This is a genomic window from Dellaglioa algida DSM 15638 (assembly GCF_001434695.1).
Lineage (GTDB): Bacteria > Bacillota > Bacilli > Lactobacillales > Lactobacillaceae > Dellaglioa > Dellaglioa algida.
Map to the genome: position 1 here is coordinate 265,138 of NZ_AZDI01000002.1, position 21,997 is coordinate 287,134.

The 21,997-nt window shown below is 35.1% G+C and carries 23 protein-coding genes; 19 read left to right on the top strand and 4 right to left on the bottom strand.

Translation table 11 applies throughout. The annotated features are described in order from the left end of the window. Positions 1-16: 16 nt before the first annotated feature. The 6 genes from FC66_RS02970 to recD2 all read left to right on the top strand — a co-directional run bounded on the left by FC66_RS02970 (position 17) and on the right by recD2 (position 6,821). A complete protein-coding gene (locus FC66_RS02970; RefSeq protein WP_057973886.1) occupies positions 17-1,165 on the top strand; it encodes a cysteine desulfurase family protein in 1,149 nt (382 codons plus the stop codon). A gap of 13 nt (positions 1,166-1,178) precedes the next feature. Next, positions 1,179-1,520 carry a DUF1831 domain-containing protein gene (locus tag FC66_RS02975; RefSeq protein ID WP_057973887.1) on the top strand — a complete coding sequence of 114 codons (342 nt, stop codon included), beginning with the start codon at positions 1,179-1,181 and terminating at the stop codon, positions 1,518-1,520. A gap of 245 nt (positions 1,521-1,765) precedes the next feature. Then, the gene (mnmA, locus tag FC66_RS02980; protein WP_057973888.1) at positions 1,766-2,905 is read left to right on the top strand and encodes a tRNA 2-thiouridine(34) synthase MnmA; all 1,140 of its coding nucleotides are present in this window, start codon (positions 1,766-1,768) and stop codon (positions 2,903-2,905) included. 110 nt (positions 2,906-3,015) lie between these two features. Beyond that, positions 3,016-3,672: a histidine phosphatase family protein gene (locus tag FC66_RS02985; RefSeq protein WP_057973889.1), complete on the top strand. Its 657-nt coding sequence runs from the start codon at positions 3,016-3,018 to the stop codon at positions 3,670-3,672. Positions 3,673-3,683: 11 nt separating this feature from the next. Further along, positions 3,684-4,346 (top strand): tetratricopeptide repeat protein, encoded by a 663-nt coding sequence (locus FC66_RS02990; RefSeq protein WP_057973890.1) that lies wholly within the window; start codon positions 3,684-3,686, stop codon positions 4,344-4,346. A 15-nt stretch (positions 4,347-4,361) separates the two neighbouring features. Then, the gene (gene recD2, locus FC66_RS02995) at positions 4,362-6,821 is read left to right on the top strand and encodes an SF1B family DNA helicase RecD2 (protein ID WP_057973891.1); all 2,460 of its coding nucleotides are present in this window, start codon (positions 4,362-4,364) and stop codon (positions 6,819-6,821) included. Between the two features lie 41 nt (positions 6,822-6,862). Here the strand turns inward: recD2 and FC66_RS03000 are convergent, their stop codons facing one another. From FC66_RS03000 to FC66_RS03010, 3 genes are all read right to left on the bottom strand, one after another. Continuing rightward, positions 6,863-7,810 carry a diacylglycerol/lipid kinase family protein gene (locus FC66_RS03000; protein WP_057973892.1) on the bottom strand — a complete coding sequence of 316 codons (948 nt, stop codon included), beginning with the start codon at positions 7,808-7,810 and terminating at the stop codon, positions 6,863-6,865. Between the two features lie 120 nt (positions 7,811-7,930). After that, positions 7,931-9,607, bottom strand: coding sequence for a ribonuclease J1 (rnjA, locus tag FC66_RS03005; protein WP_057973893.1), 1,677 nt, complete (start codon positions 9,605-9,607; stop codon positions 7,931-7,933). Continuing rightward, positions 9,604-9,822: a DNA-directed RNA polymerase subunit epsilon gene (locus FC66_RS03010; RefSeq protein ID WP_057973894.1), complete on the bottom strand. Its 219-nt coding sequence runs from the start codon at positions 9,820-9,822 to the stop codon at positions 9,604-9,606. Before FC66_RS03010 ends, rnjA begins: the two co-directional genes overlap by 4 nt. A gap of 244 nt (positions 9,823-10,066) precedes the next feature. On the opposite strand from FC66_RS03010, the gene FC66_RS03015 reads away from it, so the two are divergent. Then, positions 10,067-10,531 (top strand): hypothetical protein, encoded by a 465-nt coding sequence (locus FC66_RS03015; protein ID WP_157051983.1) that lies wholly within the window; start codon positions 10,067-10,069, stop codon positions 10,529-10,531. A gap of 76 nt (positions 10,532-10,607) precedes the next feature. Here the strand turns inward: FC66_RS03015 and def are convergent, their stop codons facing one another. Next, complete coding sequence (def, locus tag FC66_RS03020) at positions 10,608-11,156, bottom strand: peptide deformylase (protein WP_057973949.1); 549 nt, start codon at positions 11,154-11,156, stop codon at positions 10,608-10,610. 195 nt (positions 11,157-11,351) lie between these two features. Here def and FC66_RS03025 point away from each other — a divergent pair, with 195 nt between their 5' ends. The 12 genes from FC66_RS03025 to FC66_RS03080 all read left to right on the top strand — a co-directional run bounded on the left by FC66_RS03025 (position 11,352) and on the right by FC66_RS03080 (position 21,995). Continuing rightward, positions 11,352-11,630 carry a UPF0223 family protein gene (locus FC66_RS03025; protein ID WP_057973896.1) on the top strand — a complete coding sequence of 93 codons (279 nt, stop codon included), beginning with the start codon at positions 11,352-11,354 and terminating at the stop codon, positions 11,628-11,630. 3 nt (positions 11,631-11,633) lie between these two features. After that, positions 11,634-12,416 carry an inositol monophosphatase family protein gene (locus tag FC66_RS03030; protein ID WP_057973897.1) on the top strand — a complete coding sequence of 261 codons (783 nt, stop codon included), beginning with the start codon at positions 11,634-11,636 and terminating at the stop codon, positions 12,414-12,416. A 165-nt stretch (positions 12,417-12,581) separates the two neighbouring features. After that, positions 12,582-14,429, top strand: a complete 1,848-nt coding sequence (typA, locus tag FC66_RS03035; RefSeq protein ID WP_057973898.1) for a translational GTPase TypA — start codon at positions 12,582-12,584, stop codon at positions 14,427-14,429. Positions 14,430-14,535: 106 nt separating this feature from the next. Next, positions 14,536-14,802: a DUF1507 family protein gene (locus tag FC66_RS03040; protein WP_057973899.1), complete on the top strand. Its 267-nt coding sequence runs from the start codon at positions 14,536-14,538 to the stop codon at positions 14,800-14,802. 26 nt (positions 14,803-14,828) lie between these two features. Then, positions 14,829-16,007 carry an FtsW/RodA/SpoVE family cell cycle protein gene (locus FC66_RS03045; protein WP_083478943.1) on the top strand — a complete coding sequence of 393 codons (1,179 nt, stop codon included), beginning with the start codon at positions 14,829-14,831 and terminating at the stop codon, positions 16,005-16,007. A 17-nt stretch (positions 16,008-16,024) separates the two neighbouring features. Beyond that, positions 16,025-16,351 (top strand): YlbG family protein, encoded by a 327-nt coding sequence (locus FC66_RS03050; protein WP_057973901.1) that lies wholly within the window; start codon positions 16,025-16,027, stop codon positions 16,349-16,351. Positions 16,352-16,357: 6 nt separating this feature from the next. After that, a complete protein-coding gene (gene rsmD, locus FC66_RS03055; protein WP_057973902.1) occupies positions 16,358-16,909 on the top strand; it encodes a 16S rRNA (guanine(966)-N(2))-methyltransferase RsmD in 552 nt (183 codons plus the stop codon). 1 nt (position 16,910) lies between these two features. After that, positions 16,911-17,393 carry a pantetheine-phosphate adenylyltransferase gene (gene coaD / locus FC66_RS03060; protein ID WP_057973903.1) on the top strand — a complete coding sequence of 161 codons (483 nt, stop codon included), beginning with the start codon at positions 16,911-16,913 and terminating at the stop codon, positions 17,391-17,393. Beyond that, positions 17,383-18,453, top strand: coding sequence for a SepM family pheromone-processing serine protease (locus FC66_RS03065; protein WP_057973904.1), 1,071 nt, complete (start codon positions 17,383-17,385; stop codon positions 18,451-18,453). The genes coaD and FC66_RS03065 overlap by 11 nt, the downstream gene beginning before the upstream one ends. Before the next feature lie 199 nt (positions 18,454-18,652). Next, complete coding sequence (locus FC66_RS03070; protein ID WP_057973905.1) at positions 18,653-19,186, top strand: helix-hairpin-helix domain-containing protein; 534 nt, start codon at positions 18,653-18,655, stop codon at positions 19,184-19,186. A gap of 59 nt (positions 19,187-19,245) precedes the next feature. After that, positions 19,246-19,725, top strand: coding sequence for a ComE operon protein 2 (locus FC66_RS03075; protein WP_057973906.1), 480 nt, complete (start codon positions 19,246-19,248; stop codon positions 19,723-19,725). Between the two features lie 62 nt (positions 19,726-19,787). Then, entirely contained in the window at positions 19,788-21,995 is a 2,208-nt protein-coding gene (locus FC66_RS03080) for a DNA internalization-related competence protein ComEC/Rec2 (protein WP_235804039.1), read from the top strand. Positions 21,996-21,997 lie beyond the last annotated feature (2 nt).

The window sequence follows — 21,997 nt, forward strand, 5'->3', positions numbered from 1 at the left end:
GAGACTAGAAAATTTTATGTCAGGAATATATTTAGATAATGCGGCAACAACACCAATGGCAAAAGAAGTCATTGAAGTCATGACAAATGCCATGCAGACTACTTTTGGAAATGCCTCTAGTACTCATCAATTTGGACGCTCAGCACGTATGGTACTTGATGATAGCCGAAAAGTTATTGCCGATAGTATTCATGCTAAGGAGTCAGAAATTATTTTTACAAGTGGTGGTACAGAAAGTGATAATATGGCCATCATGCAGACAGCAATTCAAAGAAAGTCGCTGGGTAAGCATTTAATTACTTCTGCGGTTGAGCATCAAGCGATTTTAAAATCAATGAAATATTTGGAATCAATTGGATTTGAAGTTACTTATTTGCCAGTTAATGAAGATGGCGTCATAGATATAACAGATTTTAAAAATGCACTGAAGGATGATACGATTTTAGTATCGATTATGATGGGTAATAACGAAACAGGAAGTCATATGCCTATCCATGAAATTGGTGATATCTTGAAAGATCATCAAGCTTGGTTTCATACGGATGCCGTTCAAGCATATGGTTTATTGGATATTGATGTTAATGTAGACCATATTGATATGCTATCAACCTCAGCCCATAAATTGAATGGACCTAAGTTTCTAGGCTTTTTATATAAGCGCGACACCATTTTTTCTCCACCATTTATTAAAGGCGGAGAACAGGAAGATAAAAGGCGTGCGGGAACAGAGAATGTGCCAGCAATTGCAGGCTTTGCGAAGGCCGTTTCTTTAGTCTCGGATGACGAAAAGAAAGCGCGTCAATTAAAATATCAAGGATTTAAAAAGCAAATCATTGCGGCATTAGAAGTGAATAAGATTGATTTTGAAATCAATGGAACGCTTTCAGATGATAATTTACAACACGTGTTTAACATTTGGATTAAGGGAGTACAGACGGAAGTTCTACAAACGCGTTTAGATTTGGCTGGTATTGCCGTTTCTGGTGGTTCAGCATGTACTGCCGGCAACTTGGAACCTTCACATGTTCTGATTGCCATGTATGGTGAGAATAGCCCTCGAGTGACCGAATCTATTCGATTAAGTTTCGGTAAGGACAATACGGATGAAGAGATTGCTGTTTTTGTTACGCAATTAGTTCGAATTGTTGGACGGTTAAAAAAATAGGAGGTAGTTAATTATGGCATTTGAAAAAAGTATTCAACTTTTGGGAGATATAGTGACTTATGAATTAAGTGCTGATGTAAAAAAATATACGCTAAGAGATTTAGGCTTTGCGGAAACTAAAGCAGGCAATTTTCAGTTAGAAAGATCGTTGGATCCTAATTCACCTTTTAATCAAGGTATTAAAGTTAAAATTGTTGTTGATAAAACGTTGAGTGGGTTTAAAATGTCAACGACGACTGCAAATGGACTTAAGGCAGTTAATATTTTTAAAGATGAGAATAAAAAAGCCGAAACTGAACAATTTGATTATGTTATTGGTCAGTTAGTTGACAGAGATGTCTTGAAGAAAATATAGTCTCGGAAATATAAATTGTGATGGTGCATGGTAAAATAGTAGGAATAATTTAAAGCATTCTCATGGAGGATTTTAATGAGAAGCTTTTTTATTTGATAAAAATTTTAATTTAACTTGAATTAGAACTATTTATGACACACTAGGATTGTATAAGTTCGTATTATTGGTATAATAGTATTTACTGAAATAGTGCGACCTTCAAATCGTAGATTTTTTCAGAATCTAATTGAAATGATGGTGATAGTATGCCAGATAATAGTAAAACTCGTGTTGTTGTTGGAATGAGTGGAGGTGTCGATTCATCAGTTGTTGCTTATTTATTGAAGCAACAAGGATATGATGTTGTTGGTGTCTTCATGAAAAACTGGGACGATACGGACGAAATGGGTGTTTGTACGGCAACGGAAGATTACAAAGATGTTGCTAAGGTAGCAAACAAAATTGGAATTCCTTATTATTCCGTTAATTTTGAAAAGGAATATTGGGACCGTGTGTTCACGTATTTCTTGGACGAATATAAGAAGGGTAGAACGCCAAACCCTGATGTGATGTGTAACAAAGAAATTAAGTTCAAAGCTTTTTTTGACTACGCTATGGAACTTGACGCTGATTACATTGCCATGGGACATTATGCACAAGTTGAACAAGATACCGACGGTATTATGCATATGTTACGTGGGGATGATAGCAATAAGGACCAAACTTATTTCTTGAGCCAGTTATCACAAGAGCAAATTCAAAAAGTAATGTTTCCAATTGGAAATATTGAAAAACCAGAAGTTAGAAGAATTGCTGAAGAAGCTGGTCTTTCAACTGCAAAGAAGAAAGATTCAACGGGTATTTGTTTCATTGGTGAACGTAACTTTACTAAATTCCTTGGTGAGTACTTACCAGCACAGACGGGTAATATGATGACCGTTGATGGTGTGAAGATGGGCGAGCATTACGGTCTTATGAATTACACAATTGGTCAACGTAAAGGTTTGGGTATTGGTGGTACAGGTGAAGGCAATGATCCTTGGTTTGTTGTTGGTAAGGATCTGTCAACAAACACGTTGATTGTCGGACAGGGTTACCATAACGACTTACTTTATGCGGATTATCTTGAAGCATCAGAGCTAAGCTTTATTGCACCCATTGATCGATTTGGTAATGATTTCCATATCACTGCTAAGTTTAGATATCGTCAAACTGATGTTGGTGTGACGGTTCATTTAAATGATGATCATACAGAGGCCACAGTAACATTCGATGCACCGGTACGTGCGATTACACCGGGACAAGCCGTTGTTTTTTATGATGGTACAGAATGTTTGGGCAGCGGTATCATTGATGCTGCATTTAAAAGCCTAGATAAGGGTTCAAAACAGTTACAATACGTTTAAATTGAATTTATGATATGAAAGGCACAAACAAAACAAATGTTTTGTTTGTGCCTTTTTATTTTTGTGGCATAATATAATAGAGATAAAAAAATGGAGGGTCCTACTGACAGATGACTAATATATATTTTATTCGACATGGTAAAACAGAATGGAATCTTGAAGGACGATATCAAGGTGCGAATGGGGATTCCCCTTTACTTAAACAAAGTTACACAGAGATTCAACAACTTATCAGCTCTCTGAAGGAAAAAAAGTTTGATGCCATTTATTCAAGCCCAATTAAACGCGCAAGAGACACTGCGGATTTAATTAGCGAGGGCCTTAATCAAAAATTAAACGTTATTTTAGATAAAAATTTAGAAGAATTTCATTTGGGAAAAATGGAAGGGATGAAATTTACCGATGTGGCAAGTGAGTTCCCTGATGAACTTGATGCATTCCGTAATCATCCAGATAAATATGAACCTCGTAAAATTGATGGCGAGACATTTCAAGAATTATTAAAACGTATGGTCCCAGCTGTTAAACGAATTGTGGCACAAAATAAATCGGATGCAAATATTATTGTTGTCAGTCACGGTGCAGCACTAGGCGCTTTAATTCAAAATTTATTAGGTGTACCACTGAAGGATCTTCGCAAACAAGGTGGACTATCAAATACGAGTACAACTATTTTAGAAACCAAAAATGGAACTGACTTTAATTTAATCAAATGGAATGATACCGACTATTTAGATAGAGCACGAGATGAAAGTGATGTCGTTTAAGGAGTAATAAAGTGAATAAAAGAGAAGAGCAGGAAGTAGAATCAAGTAAAATCATTCATGAGTTGGTCGAAAAAGTTGAACAACATCCTGACAATCAAGATGTTTATTACCAACTTGGGAGTTATTTAACCGAAGTAAAAGATTACGTTCATGCAGAAGAACTTTACAAAAAGGCAATTTCACATTTCGACGAAAAAAACATAAAAGCGGACTTATTAGTCTATGGACTGGGTAATGTATTTTATGAGGCGGAATTATATGTTGAAGCAATTCAAACATTTCAAAAGGTGACTAATCCAGAAATGAAAGAAAATGCATTTTTGATGCTTGCACAATCATACATGGAGCAAGAATCATACCAGCAGGCACTAGCGTTTGCGATTACAGCACAAGAAATAAATCCTGAAAATATTGATACTAATGAATTGATTGGAGATATTTTTTTAGCATTAGGACAATTTGAAAATGCGGCGAAGTACTATGACTTAGTACTTGAGAGTGATCAGAATCATGCAAAAGCGAATTTTCAACGTGGGTTGGTAAATATGGTTTTAGGACTTGAATTTGATACGTATTTCACGCGGTCTAGGTTAACAAATAAAAAATACTTTGATGCACAAAAAAAGCGATTAAGCGAGATAGAATCATTTATAAAATTACGTGATAATCGGTAGAAGGGATGTGGCATAATGGTTGCTCAGAAGGTAAGTTTATTTGATGATGGTTCTCAAAGTAATGAAACTCAAGCTTATTTAGTTGGGAAAGTTGCAACCATTTTTTTTCAAAGCCAAGATAGTTTTTATAAGGTGATTTTAATTCATAGTGTTGAGAGTAACTTAGAATGGCCTGAGGATGAAGTTGTCGTTACCGGAAATTTTGCCGATATTAAGGAAGAATCAACTTATCGTTTTTATGGACAACAGGTTGAGCATCCTAAGTATGGTAAACAATTTCAAGCCAGTAATTACCAAAATGAAACGCCTACTTCAAAGATGGGTCTCATTACTTATTTGTCGGGTGCCGAATTCAAAGGTATCGGGAAAAAAACGGCAGAGTCAATCGTTGATAAACTTGGAACTAAAACAATTGACAAGATATTAGCGGATGACACCGTACTGGATTCTTTAGAGTTATCGAATAAGCAAAAAATAACGGTATTAGAGACTGTACGTGTAAATAACGGAATGGAACAAATTATTATTGGATTAAACGGATTTGGATTTGGTAGCCAACTTGCGGCAACCATTTATCAAACCTATAAAGAAAAAACACTTGAGATTATCCAGGAAAATCCATATCAGTTAGTCAATGATATTGAAAACATTGGATTTAAAAAGGCCGATCAAATTGCGGAAGAGTTGGGATTCGCGGCCGATTCATCGGGTCGAATTCAGGCTGGTATTTTACAAAGTATTAATGATTTATGTCAACAAGATGGAGATACTTATGCGACAGCAGAGCCTTTGTTAACGGCTTCTTTACAATTGTTGGAAGGCAGTCGACGGGTTCGAATTAATCCTGAAGCGATTTCGAAAGAACTAGTCAATTTGGCCAAGTCAGGATTAATTGTTGGTGATGAACAACGGATTTATTTGAAAAATCTGTATCACGCAGAATATCAAATCGCTGAACATTTAAAAAGACTCCTTTCGTCAAATCAAGAAAAAAAGGGTTCATCAGATAAAGATCTTAATAAGGCAATTCGTAAAATAGAAAAGAAACTAGATATGAACTATGGTGAATCGCAAATAGATGCTATCAAAGAAGCAATGAACTCACAGGTGTTTTTATTAACTGGTGGTCCGGGAACTGGTAAGACAACTGTTATTAATGGCATTGTGGAGTTATTCGCGGAATTAAATGATTTCTCGCTTGATGTTAGCAGCTATGGAGAGGGCCAAATATTTCCGATTCTTCTAGCCGCGCCTACCGGTCGAGCCGCAAAAAGAATGACCGAAACAACCGGATTACCCGCTAGCACAATCCATAGGTTACTGGGATTGACTGGAAGAGAATCAAATAATGAAATTGAAACCAAAGATTTAGAAGGTGGACTACTAATTATCGATGAAATGTCGATGGTTGATACCTATTTATTAAATACATTGATGAATGCAATACCAACTAATATGAAAGTTATTTTGGTTGGTGATAAAGATCAATTACCATCCGTTGGTCCTGGACAAACGTTTTATGATTTATTAAAAAGTGATTATCTTGAACGAAAAGAGTTAACAGATATTTACCGACAGGGAGATGGGTCATCAATAATCTCACTTGCTCATTCAATTAAAAATGGGGAATTACCGGCCGATTTTACGAAAAATCAAAAGGATCGTTCTTTTTTTGCAAGTCGTGAATACCAAGTTGAATCAATCATTAAACAGGTCGTTGAACGTGCTAAGACAAAAGGATTTACGTCTAGTGATATTCAGGTTTTGGCTCCAATGTACCGTGGTGCGGCAGGAATTAACCGATTGAACGAAATGCTACAAGAAATTATGAATCCTCTTGAGAATAGTCGTCAAAAAGAAGTCCTTTTCAGAGACCAGAAATTTAGAATTGGCGATAAAGTATTGCACCTTGTTAATAGTCCTGAAAATAATGTTTTTAATGGGGATATTGGAAAAATTGTTGGTATTACGGTTGCCAAGGATAGTGAAGATAAAGTTGATGAAATTATTATTGCATTTGACCAAACGGAGGTAACTTATAGGCGAAACGAATGGCAAAAAATTACGTTAGCATATTGTACATCAATTCATAAGTCTCAAGGTAGCGAGTTTAAAATGGTTATTTTGCCAATGGTTTCGCAATATAAGCGTATGCTTAAACGTAACTTGCTGTATACGGCAATCACACGTGCTAGCCAATTGTTAATTTTGCTTGGGGAAGAGAAGTCGTTTGAAGAGTGTGTTGAAAATGAATCAGCGAATCGAAAAACAACGTTGTTATTGAGAATAGAACAGATCTTTGACGGTGATATAAAAAAAATAAATGATTCAAGTGGTAGTGGTCAAACAACTAAAGAATTAAAAAAAGAAACTCAGCTAGATCCTAGTCCCATTGAACAATTTATTTTAACGAATGACATGATTGCCAACGGAACGATTGACCCAATGATTGGAATGGCGAATACTCAGCCATAGAAAAAAACTAATTAACTCTGTTCAATGAGTTAATTAGTTTTTTAATTTAGCCAAAATGGGTATGATAATACAGAATATTCAATTTCAAAGAAACGCGTACCTAAATCCTCACCATCCATTTGTCCATATTCTAATGAATCAACAGATAATTTAATCTTATTAGATGTAAAATGGTGAACGCCTTTTTGCGTAATATGTTTACCGGATAACATTAAAATGGCCAGATAAAGCAGTTTTAAGATATTAGATTTTTCAATAATAATTAAATCTAAGTTGCTTTTAGCTGGATCTGCCATTGGTAGAATTGGAATACCGCCACCAAAGTAAGGATGGTTCGATGTTGTCAGCAGAAATGCATCTTGATAAAATTCACGCTGTCCGTTTACCTGAATAGTTACGGGAAATGCGGCTTGTTTTGATAAGGTGCCGAGTAGCGCACTCAAGTAGGTAAGTGAACCTAAATGAAGTTTATTCAATAGTTTTTTTGAACGAGATTGATTGGCAACACTGACGATTTGTGCATCAAACCCAACGCCTACATTATTAATGAAATATTTTTTTTCATTTCGTGAAAGTTCCTGCATTACACCTAAGTTTAACAATTTAGGAGAAGTTGTATTTAATATTTGTTCAAGCGCTACAAGCGGTGCTTTAGGAATACCGGCGCCTCTAGCAAAATCGTTTCCAGATCCTGCAGGAATATAGGCAACAGGGATATCGAATCTATCAGCATTTTTAACACCATTAATACATTCATTTAAAGTACCATCGCCACCGATAACTAAAATAATTTGGTTATCAGCAGTTTTGGAAGGTTGGAAATGTCTGGCATAATTTTCTGTTAAGAGGGAAGCGTGACCCATATATTTTGTTAAATGTGCATCGAAGTGAACTTCTTTTGTGATTAATGATTTTTTTATAGATTGCCAGATTTGTTTAGCATGTCCGCTGCCAGCCGATTCATTGACAACGATATAATAGTGATCCATGAGCTTCCCTCCTTAAATTAACACTAAATAATTATAACTAAAATTAAGTTAGATTTAAAGATAAATTTTAAACACATAAAAATAAGCCAAAATTCTTAATTGAATTTTGGCTTATTTTTATTAAACGATAACTAACATTGGTAAAATCATTGGTTTACGTTCAGTTTGTTCATATAAAAACTTCTGTAAGTCATCAACAATAGCATCATTGATCATGGCTTCTGTAATTTTATCATTTTTTAGTAGACGACTCATAACACGGAATAAACGACGACGGCCCTGGTTAATTAATTCACCTGACTCACGCATGTAAACAAAACCTCGTGATAGCAAATCTGGACCCGCTTGAATTTCATGTTTTTTCATATCGATGGTTGCGACGACGACGACAAGTCCTTCTTCAGAAAGAACTTGTCGATCGTTTAAGACAGCACTACCGATGTCACCAATACCCGATCCATCTACGTAGATATCATCGGCTTCAAAGTGACCAGCGATTCTGGCAGAATCACTCGTTAACGCTAGAACATCACCGTTCTCCATGATAAAGCTGTTTTCTTTTGGAACGCCAATTTGTTCAGCCAGTCCGGTATGAATTTTAAGCATTCTATATTCACCATGGACAGGAACGAAATACTTAGGTTTCATCAAGCTAAGCATTAATTTTTGCTCTTCTTGACCGCCATGACCAGAAGTATGAATATTATTAACTTTACCATGAACAACCGTTGCACCAGCTTCTGAAAGCTCATTGATTACGTGGTTAACACTGATTGTGTTACCAGGAATTGGTGAACTTGAGAATACAACGGTGTCACCGGGTTGTATGGATACCTGACGGTGAGTTCCATTAGCAATACGACTAAGTGCAGCCATCGGTTCTCCCTGCGAGCCAGTACATAAAATTAGGATCTCGTTAGCGGGTAACGAATTGATATCACGTGCGTCAATTAAGGCGTCATCCGGAATGTTTAAGTAACCTAATTCACGACCATTTACAATAGCGGCTTCCATGCTTCGACCAAAGACCGCAATTTTACGCCCCTTGGCAACGGCAGCTTCTGCAGCTTGTTGTACTCGAGAAATATTGGAAGCAAAAGTAGCGAATATAATACGACCTTCACCTTTTTCAAAAATTCGTCGAATTGATTTACCAACAAATCTTTCTGATTTTGTGAAATTAGGAATCTCAGCATTTGTACTATCTGATAGTAAACAGAGCACACCATCTGCACCCAGTTGAGCCATTCTTTGTAAATTAGGTGGCTGATTAGTAACAGGTGTCAGATCAAATTTGTAGTCCCCAGTGACTACAATATTACCAGAAGGTGTTTTGATTGCGACGCCTAAAGTATCTGGAATTGAATGAGTTGTTCGGAAGAAAGAGACGCTTGTTTTTCTAAATTTAAGAATTGTGTCTTCTTCAATTTCGTGCATTTCTGTTGTGGCAAGTAACCCGTGCTCTTCTAATTTTCCTTTGATTAAAGCTGAAGCCAGGGGCCCAGCGTAAATTGGAACATTAATTTGTTTTAATAAGTAGGGGATACCACCAATATGATCTTCATGACCATGGGTGATAACCAATGCTTTAATTTTCTGCTGGTTAGCAACCAGATACTGAAAGTCAGGAATAACATAGTCGATTCCTAATAACTCATCCTCTGGAAACTTAATTCCTGCATCGACGATGATGATTTCATCTTGGAATTGAATACCGTACATATTCTTACCAATTTCACCTAACCCGCCGACTGCAAAAACACCAGTCTCATTATTTTTAACATTTATCTTTTTCATTCAGAAAACTCCGTTATTTCGAAAGCCGGGTTTTCTTTTTCGTATGCTAAAGCTTTTTCTGATAGTGTTTCAATGAATTCAATATTGTGAGTTGTTTGTTGACCAACAATACTTTGAGCTTCAATTTCAGAACTTGCTTCGAGGAAAAGCGACTTTGTTTCTTCTCTTTGTGGATTTCTATCCTGTGTTTCTTGGTAATAGACTTTAAAAATCATTTGTAAAACTCCTTTAAATTAAATTGATATCATTTGGTTAAAATGATTTGGAATGGAAATTAGAAACCGAACTGGGGGTTGTTTGCACAACATATAATTTACATTTTATCATATATTATTATTTAAGTATAGAATAGCACGGGTTGAATGGGCCTATAAGGGATAAAAAATATAAAACATGTTATAATTATGTGGAATCTTGGCATAGGAAAGGGCGTGTTTCATGATGTGGACGATAGTTGTAATGACAATTATAATAGTTCTGATTATTATTATTATTATTTTGAATTATGGTCGATTAAAAAGGAACCGAAAAATTGCCGTTTTTAAAATTGAAAGCAGACGTATTACCGATTCTGCAGTTAAATTTGCTTTGGATCAGCTTCATGGTAATACGTATGGAATTGAATCTAATATTTTAAAAGTGACAGAGATTGTTTCAAAAATTTGGGGTAAAAAAGTTATGGTATTTGAATATCAATTTAAAATGCCAAATCCTTCAAAAGAAAACATCGAAAAAATAAGGAAAAAATTTTCAGGTTCATTTGAAGAATTTGAGATGATGGATCTTATAAAAAAAGACGTCGGGGCTGTGTCGGCGTTTGAAATTACAGATCTGTGGTATCTGGACGGCCTTTTACATTTAGACGTTGCCTATTTAGTTAATGATGAGACCGTTATGTACACTAAAGATTTAAAAAAAGTCTAGTTGATAATAGCGATACTAAAATGCAAATAAAAAAGTTTCATCAATAATTAAATCATTGATGAAACTTTTTAACTAATTATTCAAGCATAATTGCATCGTTTGGAATCGCAAAAGGTTTATCGTTATTAATATGGTCAAAGAATAAGATACCATTTAAATGATCAATTTCGTGTTGAACCACGATTGCTTCGTAATTCTTCAAGCGAATCTTATGCTGAACGCCCTCAATGTCGAAGTAACGTAGTGTAATACGATCAGCTCGTGGAACATATCCAGGGACATCTCTGTCGACGGATAAGCATCCTTCACCTTCCGATAGGGCTGCGACTTGAACTGATTGACTTAAAATAGTTGGGTTGATTAGCACCTGCTTAAGTGAGGGTTCTTCACCTTCTGGTCCAGGAATTAGTACAGCAGTCATTCGTTTTGAAATGGCAAGTTGTGGTGCAGCCAAACCTACTCCAGCACGTAAATGATATTTTTCAGCTATCTCTTCATCTTGGCTGTTTTCTAAAAACTCCATTAGATCGTGCGCTAGTTGTTTATCATCGTTTGAAAGCGGGAAAGTCATCTCGCTTGATCGGGCTCTTAAAATTGGATTGCCTTCACGAATGATGTTTTTCATTGTAATTTTAATCAAAATGCTACCTCCAAATTAATATTCTACCGTATATTGTAGCATAAAATAATGATATCTGTGATGCATTTGGAAATTAGAGATGTGTTTCGCTTCTTTTAGTTTTTTAAAGAATGTTGTAAAATGAAGGAAATATGAATCTTAAAAATAACCTAGCTAAATTATAAAGGAGTTTAAATATTTATGAATAATAAAATTAATTACCCATTAGAATCGCATTGGACAACTGACGAAATTATTTCTGTAAGTGAATTTTATAAATCGATAGAGTTGGCAAATTCTACTGGTATTGATCGTGAAGAGTTATTATATAATTATCGTGAGTTTAAAAAAATTGTCCCTTCTAAAATGGAAGAAAAACAAATCGGTAGAGCCTATGAGGATGAATCAGGATTTAGTATTTATCGTACAATTAAATTTGCGCGTGAAAATACGAGAGATACCATAAAGATAAACCAATAGGAGGTGGATAGTTTGAATATTGATGAAGTTAATTGCCAGGTTAAAGGTTGGTTAAAAGAAGCACGTGAAAATATCATTCATGCGTTTGGTAATCCATTATCCGTAGAAACAAAAAGTAGCCGAGTTGATCTTGTAACAAATATGGACAAACAAACTGAAAAATTTCTAGTCAATAAAATTCGCGAATTTGATCCAAATGCAAAAATCCTTGGTGAAGAAGGCTTTGGGGATAACATCACTAATCTGGATGGAACAGTTTGGATTGTTGACCCCATCGATGGCACAATGAATTTTGTTAAACAGAAGGATCATTTTGCAATTATGATTGGTATTTATGAAAACGGAATTGGAAAACTAGGGTTTATTATGGATGTCATGAATGATGTTTTATACTCCGGTGGCCCAGAAAATGGCGTTTTTGCTAATGAAAACAAACTTGATAAACCTGAAAACACCTCTTTAAAGGACGGGTTATTAGGTTGTAGCTCACCTATGTTAATGATGGACTACAATCACCTTCAGACAATTGTTAAGCATAGTTCTGGTGCTAGAGTGTATGGTAGCGCTGGAATTGAGTTCATACATATACTACGAGGACAAGAGATTGGATACATTTCGCACTTAAAGCCTTGGGATTTTGCTGCTGGCAAAATTTTGGCGGAAACTCTTGGTATCACTGTTAAAACAATTGACGGGTCAGAGCTTGATATGTTACAATCAGCAAATGTATTAATAGCAACGGAAAACGCACAAGAGGACATTTTAAAACTACTCAATAGTTTTTAGTAGAATCGCGTTGTGGCTGTGACTAACAAGTCGCAGTTTTTTTATGCGATTTATTTATGAAAAAGTATGAAAACTTTTAGTAAGTGTGTTAATTGTCTGCTATAATAGTGAACTGTAGTTATTATTCGTAAAAATATTAGGGATCCAACGAAAGGAAGAACAAACTTGAAAACAAGAGATGACATTCGCAACATCGCGATTATCGCCCATGTCGATCATGGTAAGACGACATTAGTTAATGAATTATTAAAACAATCAGATACATTGGACGGCCATTCAGAAATTAGCGACCGTGCTATGGATACCAATGATATTGAAAAAGAACGTGGTATTACAATTTTATCAAAAAATACTGCTGTTAGAGTTGGCGACAAACAAATTAACATTTTAGATACACCTGGACATGCCGATTTCGGTGGTGAAGTAGAACGTATCATGAAAATGGTTGATGGTGTTTTACTTGTTGTTGATGCTTTTGAAGGAACAATGCCACAAACACGTTTTGTTTTGAAAAAAGCCTTAGAACAACAATTAGTACCTATTGTTGTTATCAACAAAATTGACCGTATGGGCGCTCGTCCACAAGAAGTTGTTGATGAAGTACTTGATTTGTTTATCGAATTAGGTGCCGATGAAGCTCAACTTGATTTCCCTGTTATCTATGCTAGTGCATATAACGGTACATCAAGTATGGATCCAGATATTGAAACACAAAAACATTCTATGGACGACGTTTTTGAAACAATTATCAATACGATTCCTGCACCAATTGATAACAGTGACGAACCATTACAATTCCAAGTTTCAATGTTGGATTATAATGAATATGTTGGTCGTGTTGGTATTGGCCGTGTATTCCGTGGGAAAATTGCTGTTGGTGATCAAGTTTCTGTTATTAAACTTGATGGTTCAGTTCAAAATTTCCGTGTTTCAAAACTTTTCGGTTTCTTCGGTTTAGACCGTGTTGAAATCGAAGAAGCTAAAGCTGGTGATTTAATTGCCGTTTCAGGAATGGATGACATCTTCGTTGGGGAAACTGTAACACCAGTTGATCATCAAGAAGCCTTACCATTGATGCGTATTGATCCACCTACACTTCAAATGACATTCAGAACGAATGATTCACCATTTGTTGGACAAGATGGTAAAAATATTACTGCACGTAAAATGGAAGATCGTCTTAAATTACAATTGCATACTGATGTTTCATTAAAAATTGAAGATACTGACTCTCCTGATGCTTGGGTTGTTTCAGGTCGTGGGGAATTACATTTATCAATCTTAATCGAAACTTTACGTCGTGAAGATTATGAAATTCAAGTTTCACGTCCAGAAGTTATTTATCGTGAACTTGACGGTAAAATGCAAGAACCATTTGAAAGTGTCCAAATTGATACACCTGATGAATATTCTGGTGGTGTTATTGATACAATGGCACAACGTAAGGGTGAAATGATTAACATGGAGACTGGTAACAACGGTCAAACTCGTTTAACATTCTCAGCTCCTACACGTGGTTTAATTGGATATGATTCACAATTCCTTTCAATGACTCGTGGATATGGTATCTTAAATCATACATTCTCTGAATACAAACCTGTCATTCGTAATTGGGAACCTGGTCGTCGTAATGGCGCATTAGTTTCTATTAATTCTGGAAGTGCAACAACATATTCAATCATGAGTATCGAAGAACGTGGTACGATTTATGTAACACCAACTACTGATATTTATGAAGGAATGGTTGTCGGTCAAAGTAGCCGTGAACGTGATATTTCTGTAAATATTACTAAAGGTAAAGCAATGAGTAATGTTCGTTCTTCTAATAAAGATCAAACTGCCTCAATTAAAAAACCAACAATTCTTACACTTGAGGAATCATTAGAATTCTTGAATACTGATGAATTATTGGAAATCACACCAAATAACTTACGTTTACGTAAACGTATCTTAGATACAAATATGCGTGAAAAAGCTCAAAAACAACGTAAAACAGATTCAAAAAAAGGTTAATTTAAAGGGAGTTAAAAATGATTAAGTTCATTTTTAACTCCTTTTTTTATTCATGATAAATAGTAATATATGGTATACTGTTAGAAGTCACGGGAGGAGAAAATCGATGATAAACAACATTTCTAAAGAAGATGCAATGGCGATTCTAAAAGAAGATGCGGTTAAAATAAAAAACCTTGTCAATAAGCAACGAGACACATTGTGTTTGTTAAGTTGTCCTGCGTTTGAAGAAGTCGTTGATACTCAGTTGTTCGGTTTTTCTCGTGAAGTAAACTTTGTGGTGAGATGTGCGCTCATTGAGGAGAAGGCTGGCAAGAAGTTAATTGAAGATCTCGAGTCAGACCTTAATGGTCATTTTCACGCTGAATTTTAAAAATCAAGAAATAAGTTGGATTAAAAATGCAAATATTAAAAAGAATGACTCAAAAATTACAGTATCTCGATTACTATATCTTCATCCCATATCTTATCTTATCTGGAATTGGGGTAGTGATGGTATATTCCGCCAGTTCTTATAAGGTTCAAATGGCTGGTGGTGATCCAACAACATACCTAAAAAAACAATTACTTTTTGCAATTCTGGGTCTAATGGTTGTCTTTTTCATATACGCCATTAAAGTTAATTTTTTTAAAAGTTCCAAATTTATAATTACATTTGGTGCGGTGTCAATCTTGTCGCTTGTCTACGTAGTAGCAAGTGGAAAAACGGTTAATGGCGCCGCAGGGTGGATAAACCTTGGTATTTTTAATGTACAACCCGCGGAAATTAGTAAGATTTTTTTGGTTTTGTTTATGGCACAGCAAGTAGCATTTCGTGAAAATAAAGAGTTGAGTTACGATAGCAGGTATAAGCGTCGATTTATTTATGCAGTTGCGGTAGCCTTACCCTTATTTTTAATTTTGATTGAACCGGATGTTGGTGGATTTATTATTAATGCGAGTGCCGTCTTAATTATTATTTTAGCCAGCGGGTATTCTATCGGAATAACCACTTTAATTTCAGTCGGAGGAATGGGCGGATTGATGTTACTTTTGTCAAAGTTAAAATCTGTTTCCCCTGATTCCGGAGGTCCATTGGCATACATGGCAGGACGATTTGTTGGATTTAGTGATCCATTTAAATATCAACAGTCAAGTGGACAACAACTGGTTAATTCGTATTATGCGTTAAGTAATGGTGGTATTTTTGGAGCTGGTTTAGGGAATAGTATCCAAAAGCGTGGTTATTTACCCGAACCATACACTGATTTTATCTTAGCAATTACGGGAGAGGAACTAGGACTTTTGATGGTCTTGTTCATTTTAATCTTGATTTTTGGCATGATTGGACGAATCGTTTTTATCGGATCTAAAAGTAAAGAAACGTTCCACACTCTATGTTGTTATGGTATTGCAACGTTTATGACAGTACAAACTGTTTTTAACGTTGGTGGTATTTCAGGAATCTTACCCATCACGGGTGTAACATTCCCATTTCTTAGCTATGGTGGATCAAGTATGCTTATCTTAAGTTTTTGTGTAGGTTTAGTTTTAAGCATATCGGCTTTGAGAAAAAAAGATTTAGTAAATAGTAAATAAAAGGAGGTCATAACTAGATGCTTGATGAAGAAGATGAAACTAAATTAGTGATGCAGAAAAGGCAAGGCGTTATTGTTTTTTTATATCATATGAAACAAATTAAGCAATTGAAACGATTTGGAATTATTCAGTACATTTCGAAAAAAATGAAATATGTTGTCATTTATATGAATCAAGAAGACCTACCTGAAACGGTAAAAAAAATTCAAAATTTGAAATTTGTTAAGAAGACAGAAGTTTCCCATCGTCCAGACATCGATATGGATTTTGGGTCCCGTATGGGAGAAAAAGCGTTTAAGCTAACAGATGAAGATCAAGAAAAATTTAAAAATAAAAGTGAGTAAAAAATTATGAGAATAATTTCAGGCGAATATGGTGGTAGAAAGTTAAAAGCAGTTCCCGGTATGGCAACAAGACCAACAACGGATAAAGTCAAAGAATCAATGTTTAATATTATTGGTCCTTATTTTGATGGTGGAAAATCTTTAGACTTGTTTGCAGGTAGCGGTGGACTCAGTATTGAGGCTGTATCCCGAGGTATAGGGCACGCAACTCTAATTGACAAGCAATATCAAGCAATTAAAACAATCAACGATAACATTGCCATTACGAAAGAAGAAGATAAATTTACGGTTTATAAACAAGATGCTGATAAGGCTATTGGACTCTTAAAAGGACGGGAATCATTTGATTTGGTTTTTTTAGATCCGCCTTATAAAACACAAGAGATAATAGATACCATTCAGAAACTTGATAACAGTACACTTTTGAATGGTCAGGCTTTAATTATTTGTGAGACAGATCAGCACGCTAAACTACCTGATGATATTCCTGGATTTAGTTTATTTAGAAGACAAAATTATGGTATTACTCAAGTTACGATCTACCAAAAGGAGAACTAAAATGAATGCAGTTTTTCCGGGAAGTTTTGACCCATTAACGAATGGGCATTTAGATATTATTGTTCGTTCAAGCAAAGTTTTTGATAAAGTTGTTGTCGCGGTTATGACAAATACTAGCAAAAAAGCAATGTTTACGGCAAATGAAAAAGTTGATTTAATAAGTGAGGCTATTTTTGAGTTACCAAATGTAGAGGTAGTTGCTGTTGAATCAGATTTAACGATTAATTTAATGCATAAGTTAGATTCAAAAATAATTATTCGTAGTGTAAGAAATAATGCAGATTTTGGATACGAAAAAGATATTGCGTTAATGAACAAGGAACTCGATAACGCAGTTGAGACGGTTTTAATGTTGGCAAATCCCAAGTTCGCTCATGTTTCATCTAGTTTAATGAAAGAAATTTTTAAATTTGATGGTGATATATCAAGTATGGTGCCACTTCATGTAAAACAAGCTATGCTTGAAAAGCGTTATGAAAAATAATTTATTTTGGATTCGTTATAAACGTTCGATTCTCGTGGCTTTTGGCGTATGTGTGTTGACATTTGTCATGTTATTGCCCTTGCCTTATTACATTGAATCACCCGGAACCGCAGAATCTGTTGGTGACCATTTAGTTGTAAATCATAAAAAAGATAACAAAAATGGTGATTTCTTGCTGACAACAGTTTACGTCCAGAAGGCTAGTCCACTAACGCTGTTGTACAGTAAACTATTTGGTAAATACGATGAAATTCTGAACGAGAACGAAGTAACAGGTGGTAGTTCAAATCAAGAATATGATGTTTTACAAAGATATTATATGACTGATTCAATCAATCAAGCTAAATTTGTGGCTTTTAAGGCGGCTCATAAAAAAGTGTCCTTAGAGTTTCAAGGCGTTTATGTCATGTCCGTTTTGGAGAAATCTAAATTTTACCATGTTCTTAAACCAGGTGATGTGATAACTAGCATTGATAATAAAAAATTTGCCAGTGAAAAAGGTTTTATTTCGTATGTTAGTTCCCAAAAAAATGGTCAAAAGGTACGGGTTAAAGTTAAACGTAAAGGTGTTTCAAAAATAGTTGTAGGAAAATTGATGCCTTTAGATAAGACTAAAAAATCGGGATTAGGAATAACTCTAATCAATAAAACCAATGTTGAAACGGAAATACCGGTTAAGGCTAACGTTGCATCATTGGGTGGTCCATCAGGCGGATTAATGTTTACTTTACAAATTTATACCCAGTTGATGGATGTTGATATTAGACATGGACAAAAAATTGCTGGGACTGGAACGATGTCTTCTAACGGTGAAGTAGGGGACATTGGTGGGATAGATAAGAAAATTGTTGCAGCGGATAAAGAAAATGTCTCAATATTTTTTGCGCCTAATAATGAACTTTCAAGTGCTGAGTTAAAAAGTGACCCTAATGCGTTAAACAATTACCAATTAGCGAAAAAAACGGCAAAACAAATTGGATCTAACATGAAAGTTATTCCTGTTAAAAAATTTAGCGATGCACTAAACTATTTAGAAAATATAAAAAACAGTTCTCATTAATAAGTGAGAACTGTTTTTTTGCGTATTTAATAGTGAACGGGAGGTGAATGAAATGGATCGAATTAAAGAGTTTTGAACTGAACATCAGCGAGTAGTCATAGGTTGTGTTATTGCCGCAATTATAGGCACAATATTTTTACTTTTTACGCTACATGAAAATGGTACAAAAAATGAGTTAGCGGTATCTACCATCTCTAGTGTGACATCATCTAGTTCAGAAAAAAGAAGCAGTAATCATGAGGGATCTTCAGATGGCGCAAAAATTGTTGTTGATATTAAAGGAAATGTAAAGAGTCCGGGTATTTATACAATGAGAGTTGGAATGAGGATTAGTCAGGCAATTGATTCGGCGGGTGGATTTCTGTCTAGTGCGGACCAAAAACAGATTAATTTAGCTCAAAAGGTTACGGATGAGATGATTATTTATGTACCAGCAAAAGGAGAAATAAAATCAAGTCCAGCAGTAATGAATGCCGGGCAAAGTTCTTCTGGAGTAAACACGGAGTCTACCTCAAATAGTAATGAAAAATCGAATGGCGGACAAACGGTCAATCTAAATACGGCAACAAAAGAGCAACTGCAAGAATTGACGGGAATTGGGCCTAAAAAAGCAGAACAAATCTTACAATATAGAGAAGAACATCAATCATTTAAAACTACAGATGAAATAAAAGAAGTTGGCGGTATAGGAGACAAGACATTTGAAAGTCTAAAGGACTCGTTATCTGTCTAACTTCTTTTACTAACTTATTTTTGATATACTATAAAAAAATGAAAGAAGGAAATGCATAAATGGCTGATAACAGAATTCCTTGGGACCAATATTTCATGACGCAAGCAGCGTTATTATCACTAAGAAGCACCTGTGAACGATTATCTGTTGGTGCGATACTCGTTAGAGATAAACGCATTATTGCAGGCGGGTATAATGGAGCCGTTTCAGGCGATGTGCACTGCATAGACGAGGGATGTTATCTTGTTGACGGTCACTGCGTTCGAACAATCCATGCGGAAATGAACGCTGTTTTACAATGTGCGAAGTTTGGATCAGTAACTGATAATTCAGAAATTTATGTTACAGATTTTCCTTGTTTACAATGTACGAAGATGCTTCTCCAGTCGGGTGTTAAAAAGATTCATTATTTACGTAATTATCACAACGATGATTATGCTATTTCTTTACTGGAAAGAAATCATGTTAGTTTTGAACAAGTTAAGGTTGATAAAAATTATATTGAAGAAATCGTTCTGAATAAAATCTTTTCCGAATAAAGTCAATTGAAGCAGTTGATCTATTTTTTGTAACGATACTTGTGGGACTAGTTAGTGTGTGGATGGTTACTTTTAATCTAATTTGGATTATTCTTATTGTTATTATTTTTATCCGAATCATCGCATTGAAACGTGCACTTACTATCTATATTTGTTGCGCTTGTATGATTGGTTTTGGAATTTATTTTTATGGGAATACACAAGGAAACCAGAAACAAATACCGATTGAAAAAGAAGTACATGGTGTTGCAATAAAAATTTATCCTGATGATTACTCGACAAATGGAGATTTAGTTAGTTTTGAGGGTCAAATCGTTTCTGATTCACAGAAAATTCGAGGGTTTTATAATTGTAAAACTCAGGCCGAACCTAATCGAATTAAACGTAACCAACAGACACAAATAATTAATGCCGACGTTAAAATACAAATGATAAAACCACCAACAAATGAGAACGAGTTTAATTATCAAAGTTTCATGCATACTAAATCTATTTACAATGGTTTAACCGTTATAAAAGTTAACAGTAAACTAAGTAATCAGGTAACGTTTTCGATTGAAACTGTCCTGAACAAGTTACATGAAATACGTGCTCAACTAAAAAGTTATTTTAGTTCGTTATCAAATCCGCTTGATAAATTTTTAAATGCCTTAATAATTGGTGATAAAACGCAAGATTTTAATCAAGATTTAGAGTCAGTTAGACAATTAGGATTAATTCATCTTTTCTGTTTATCAGGGTTACACGTGTACTATTTTGTGATGCTGATAGGGACACTAGGAAATTGGCTGTTCATCCCAAGAGAAACGATGAATAAAATAGTTCTTTTGTTACTACCGTGTTATTTAGTCATTGCAGGGGAATCAAGTAGCTTACGACGTGCAATTTTTATGTGTATGGTTCAAATCATTTGTGAATTAATGAGTAAGCCCGTTCAAGGAATTATTATCTGGTGCCTCGCCTTATTAATAGGTCTACTAATTGAACCTCAACTACTATTAACCTTTGGGGGACAACTTAGTTACTTGATGTCTTTACTGTTAATTTTTATGGAAAACAAAGGTAATTTTGAATCAGGCGTATGGCTGAATTTGTTTAGTCTACCGTTTGTTTTATTTAACGTGTACCAGTGGAATGTATTAGCAATTGTACTCAGTGTATTTATAATCCCGGTCTTTGAGTTTTTAATTTTACCGATTGTGATTTGTGGCGGGATAATAGGTCATCATTTTCAGAATATAACTGAATTAATAAATAATTTACTAAATTTATTTATTAATCTCTGCGAGAAATTGGCCAATTTACCTTTGAACATAACTTTTGGGAAACCAGGCTTAATTGCATGCGTTTGCTTGCTAATATGCTCTCTTGCTTGTTTCCTTCGTCAGGTAAGTATTAAAAGATGGGTTGTTCTTTTTACGTTATATATGTGTCTATTTTTGTGGATACATTTTCCAATGCGACATGAAGTTGTTTTCTTTGATATTGGGCAGGGAGATTCAACCTTAGTAAGGGAACCGTTTAATCAAAAAATAACGTTAATAGATACCGGGGGTAAAGTTCATTTTAAAATGGATGATTGGCGAACGCGAAAAGAATATCAGACTTCTGGTGAGAAAATCATTGCTAATTATTTATTAAGTCAGGGAATTAGTCATTTAGATTATCTGTATTTAACACATCAAGATGCCGATCACATAGGTAATTTTCCATCAATTTTAAAAAAGATTTCTGTTGATAAGGTAGTTGTCCCGCTGGGGATGGAGCAATTACCGCAATTTGTTAAAAAAATTAAATCTACTCACGCACCAAAAAAACTGATACCAATGACAGATGCTGGTGAAAAACTAGATTCCGGGTTAACTGTATTACATCCGTTTGTTGCTGGTGCTGGTAAAAATGAAGATTCGTTGGTTTTGTTTGGTAAAATTGGGGGATTTAAGTACTTAATTACTGGAGATTTGGATCAAGCAGGTGAGAAGAAAGTGATTCAAAAATATCCCGACTTACAAGTTTCTATCTTAAAAACGGGACATCATGGAAGTAAGACGGCGACTAATCCTTTATTTGTTGAACAATTGAAACCAAAGTTGGCGATTATTTCTGCCGGAAAGAATAACAGGTATGGTCATCCCCACCAAGAGACGCTTGAGACTTTAAAAAAATATCGGGTGCCTTTTGTAAGCACGGCAGAGCGTGGTATGATAAGTATTAGGAAGTTTCAGAATAACAAAGAAAAGATTGAAGTTTTTAACAATGAAAAGAGCTGATA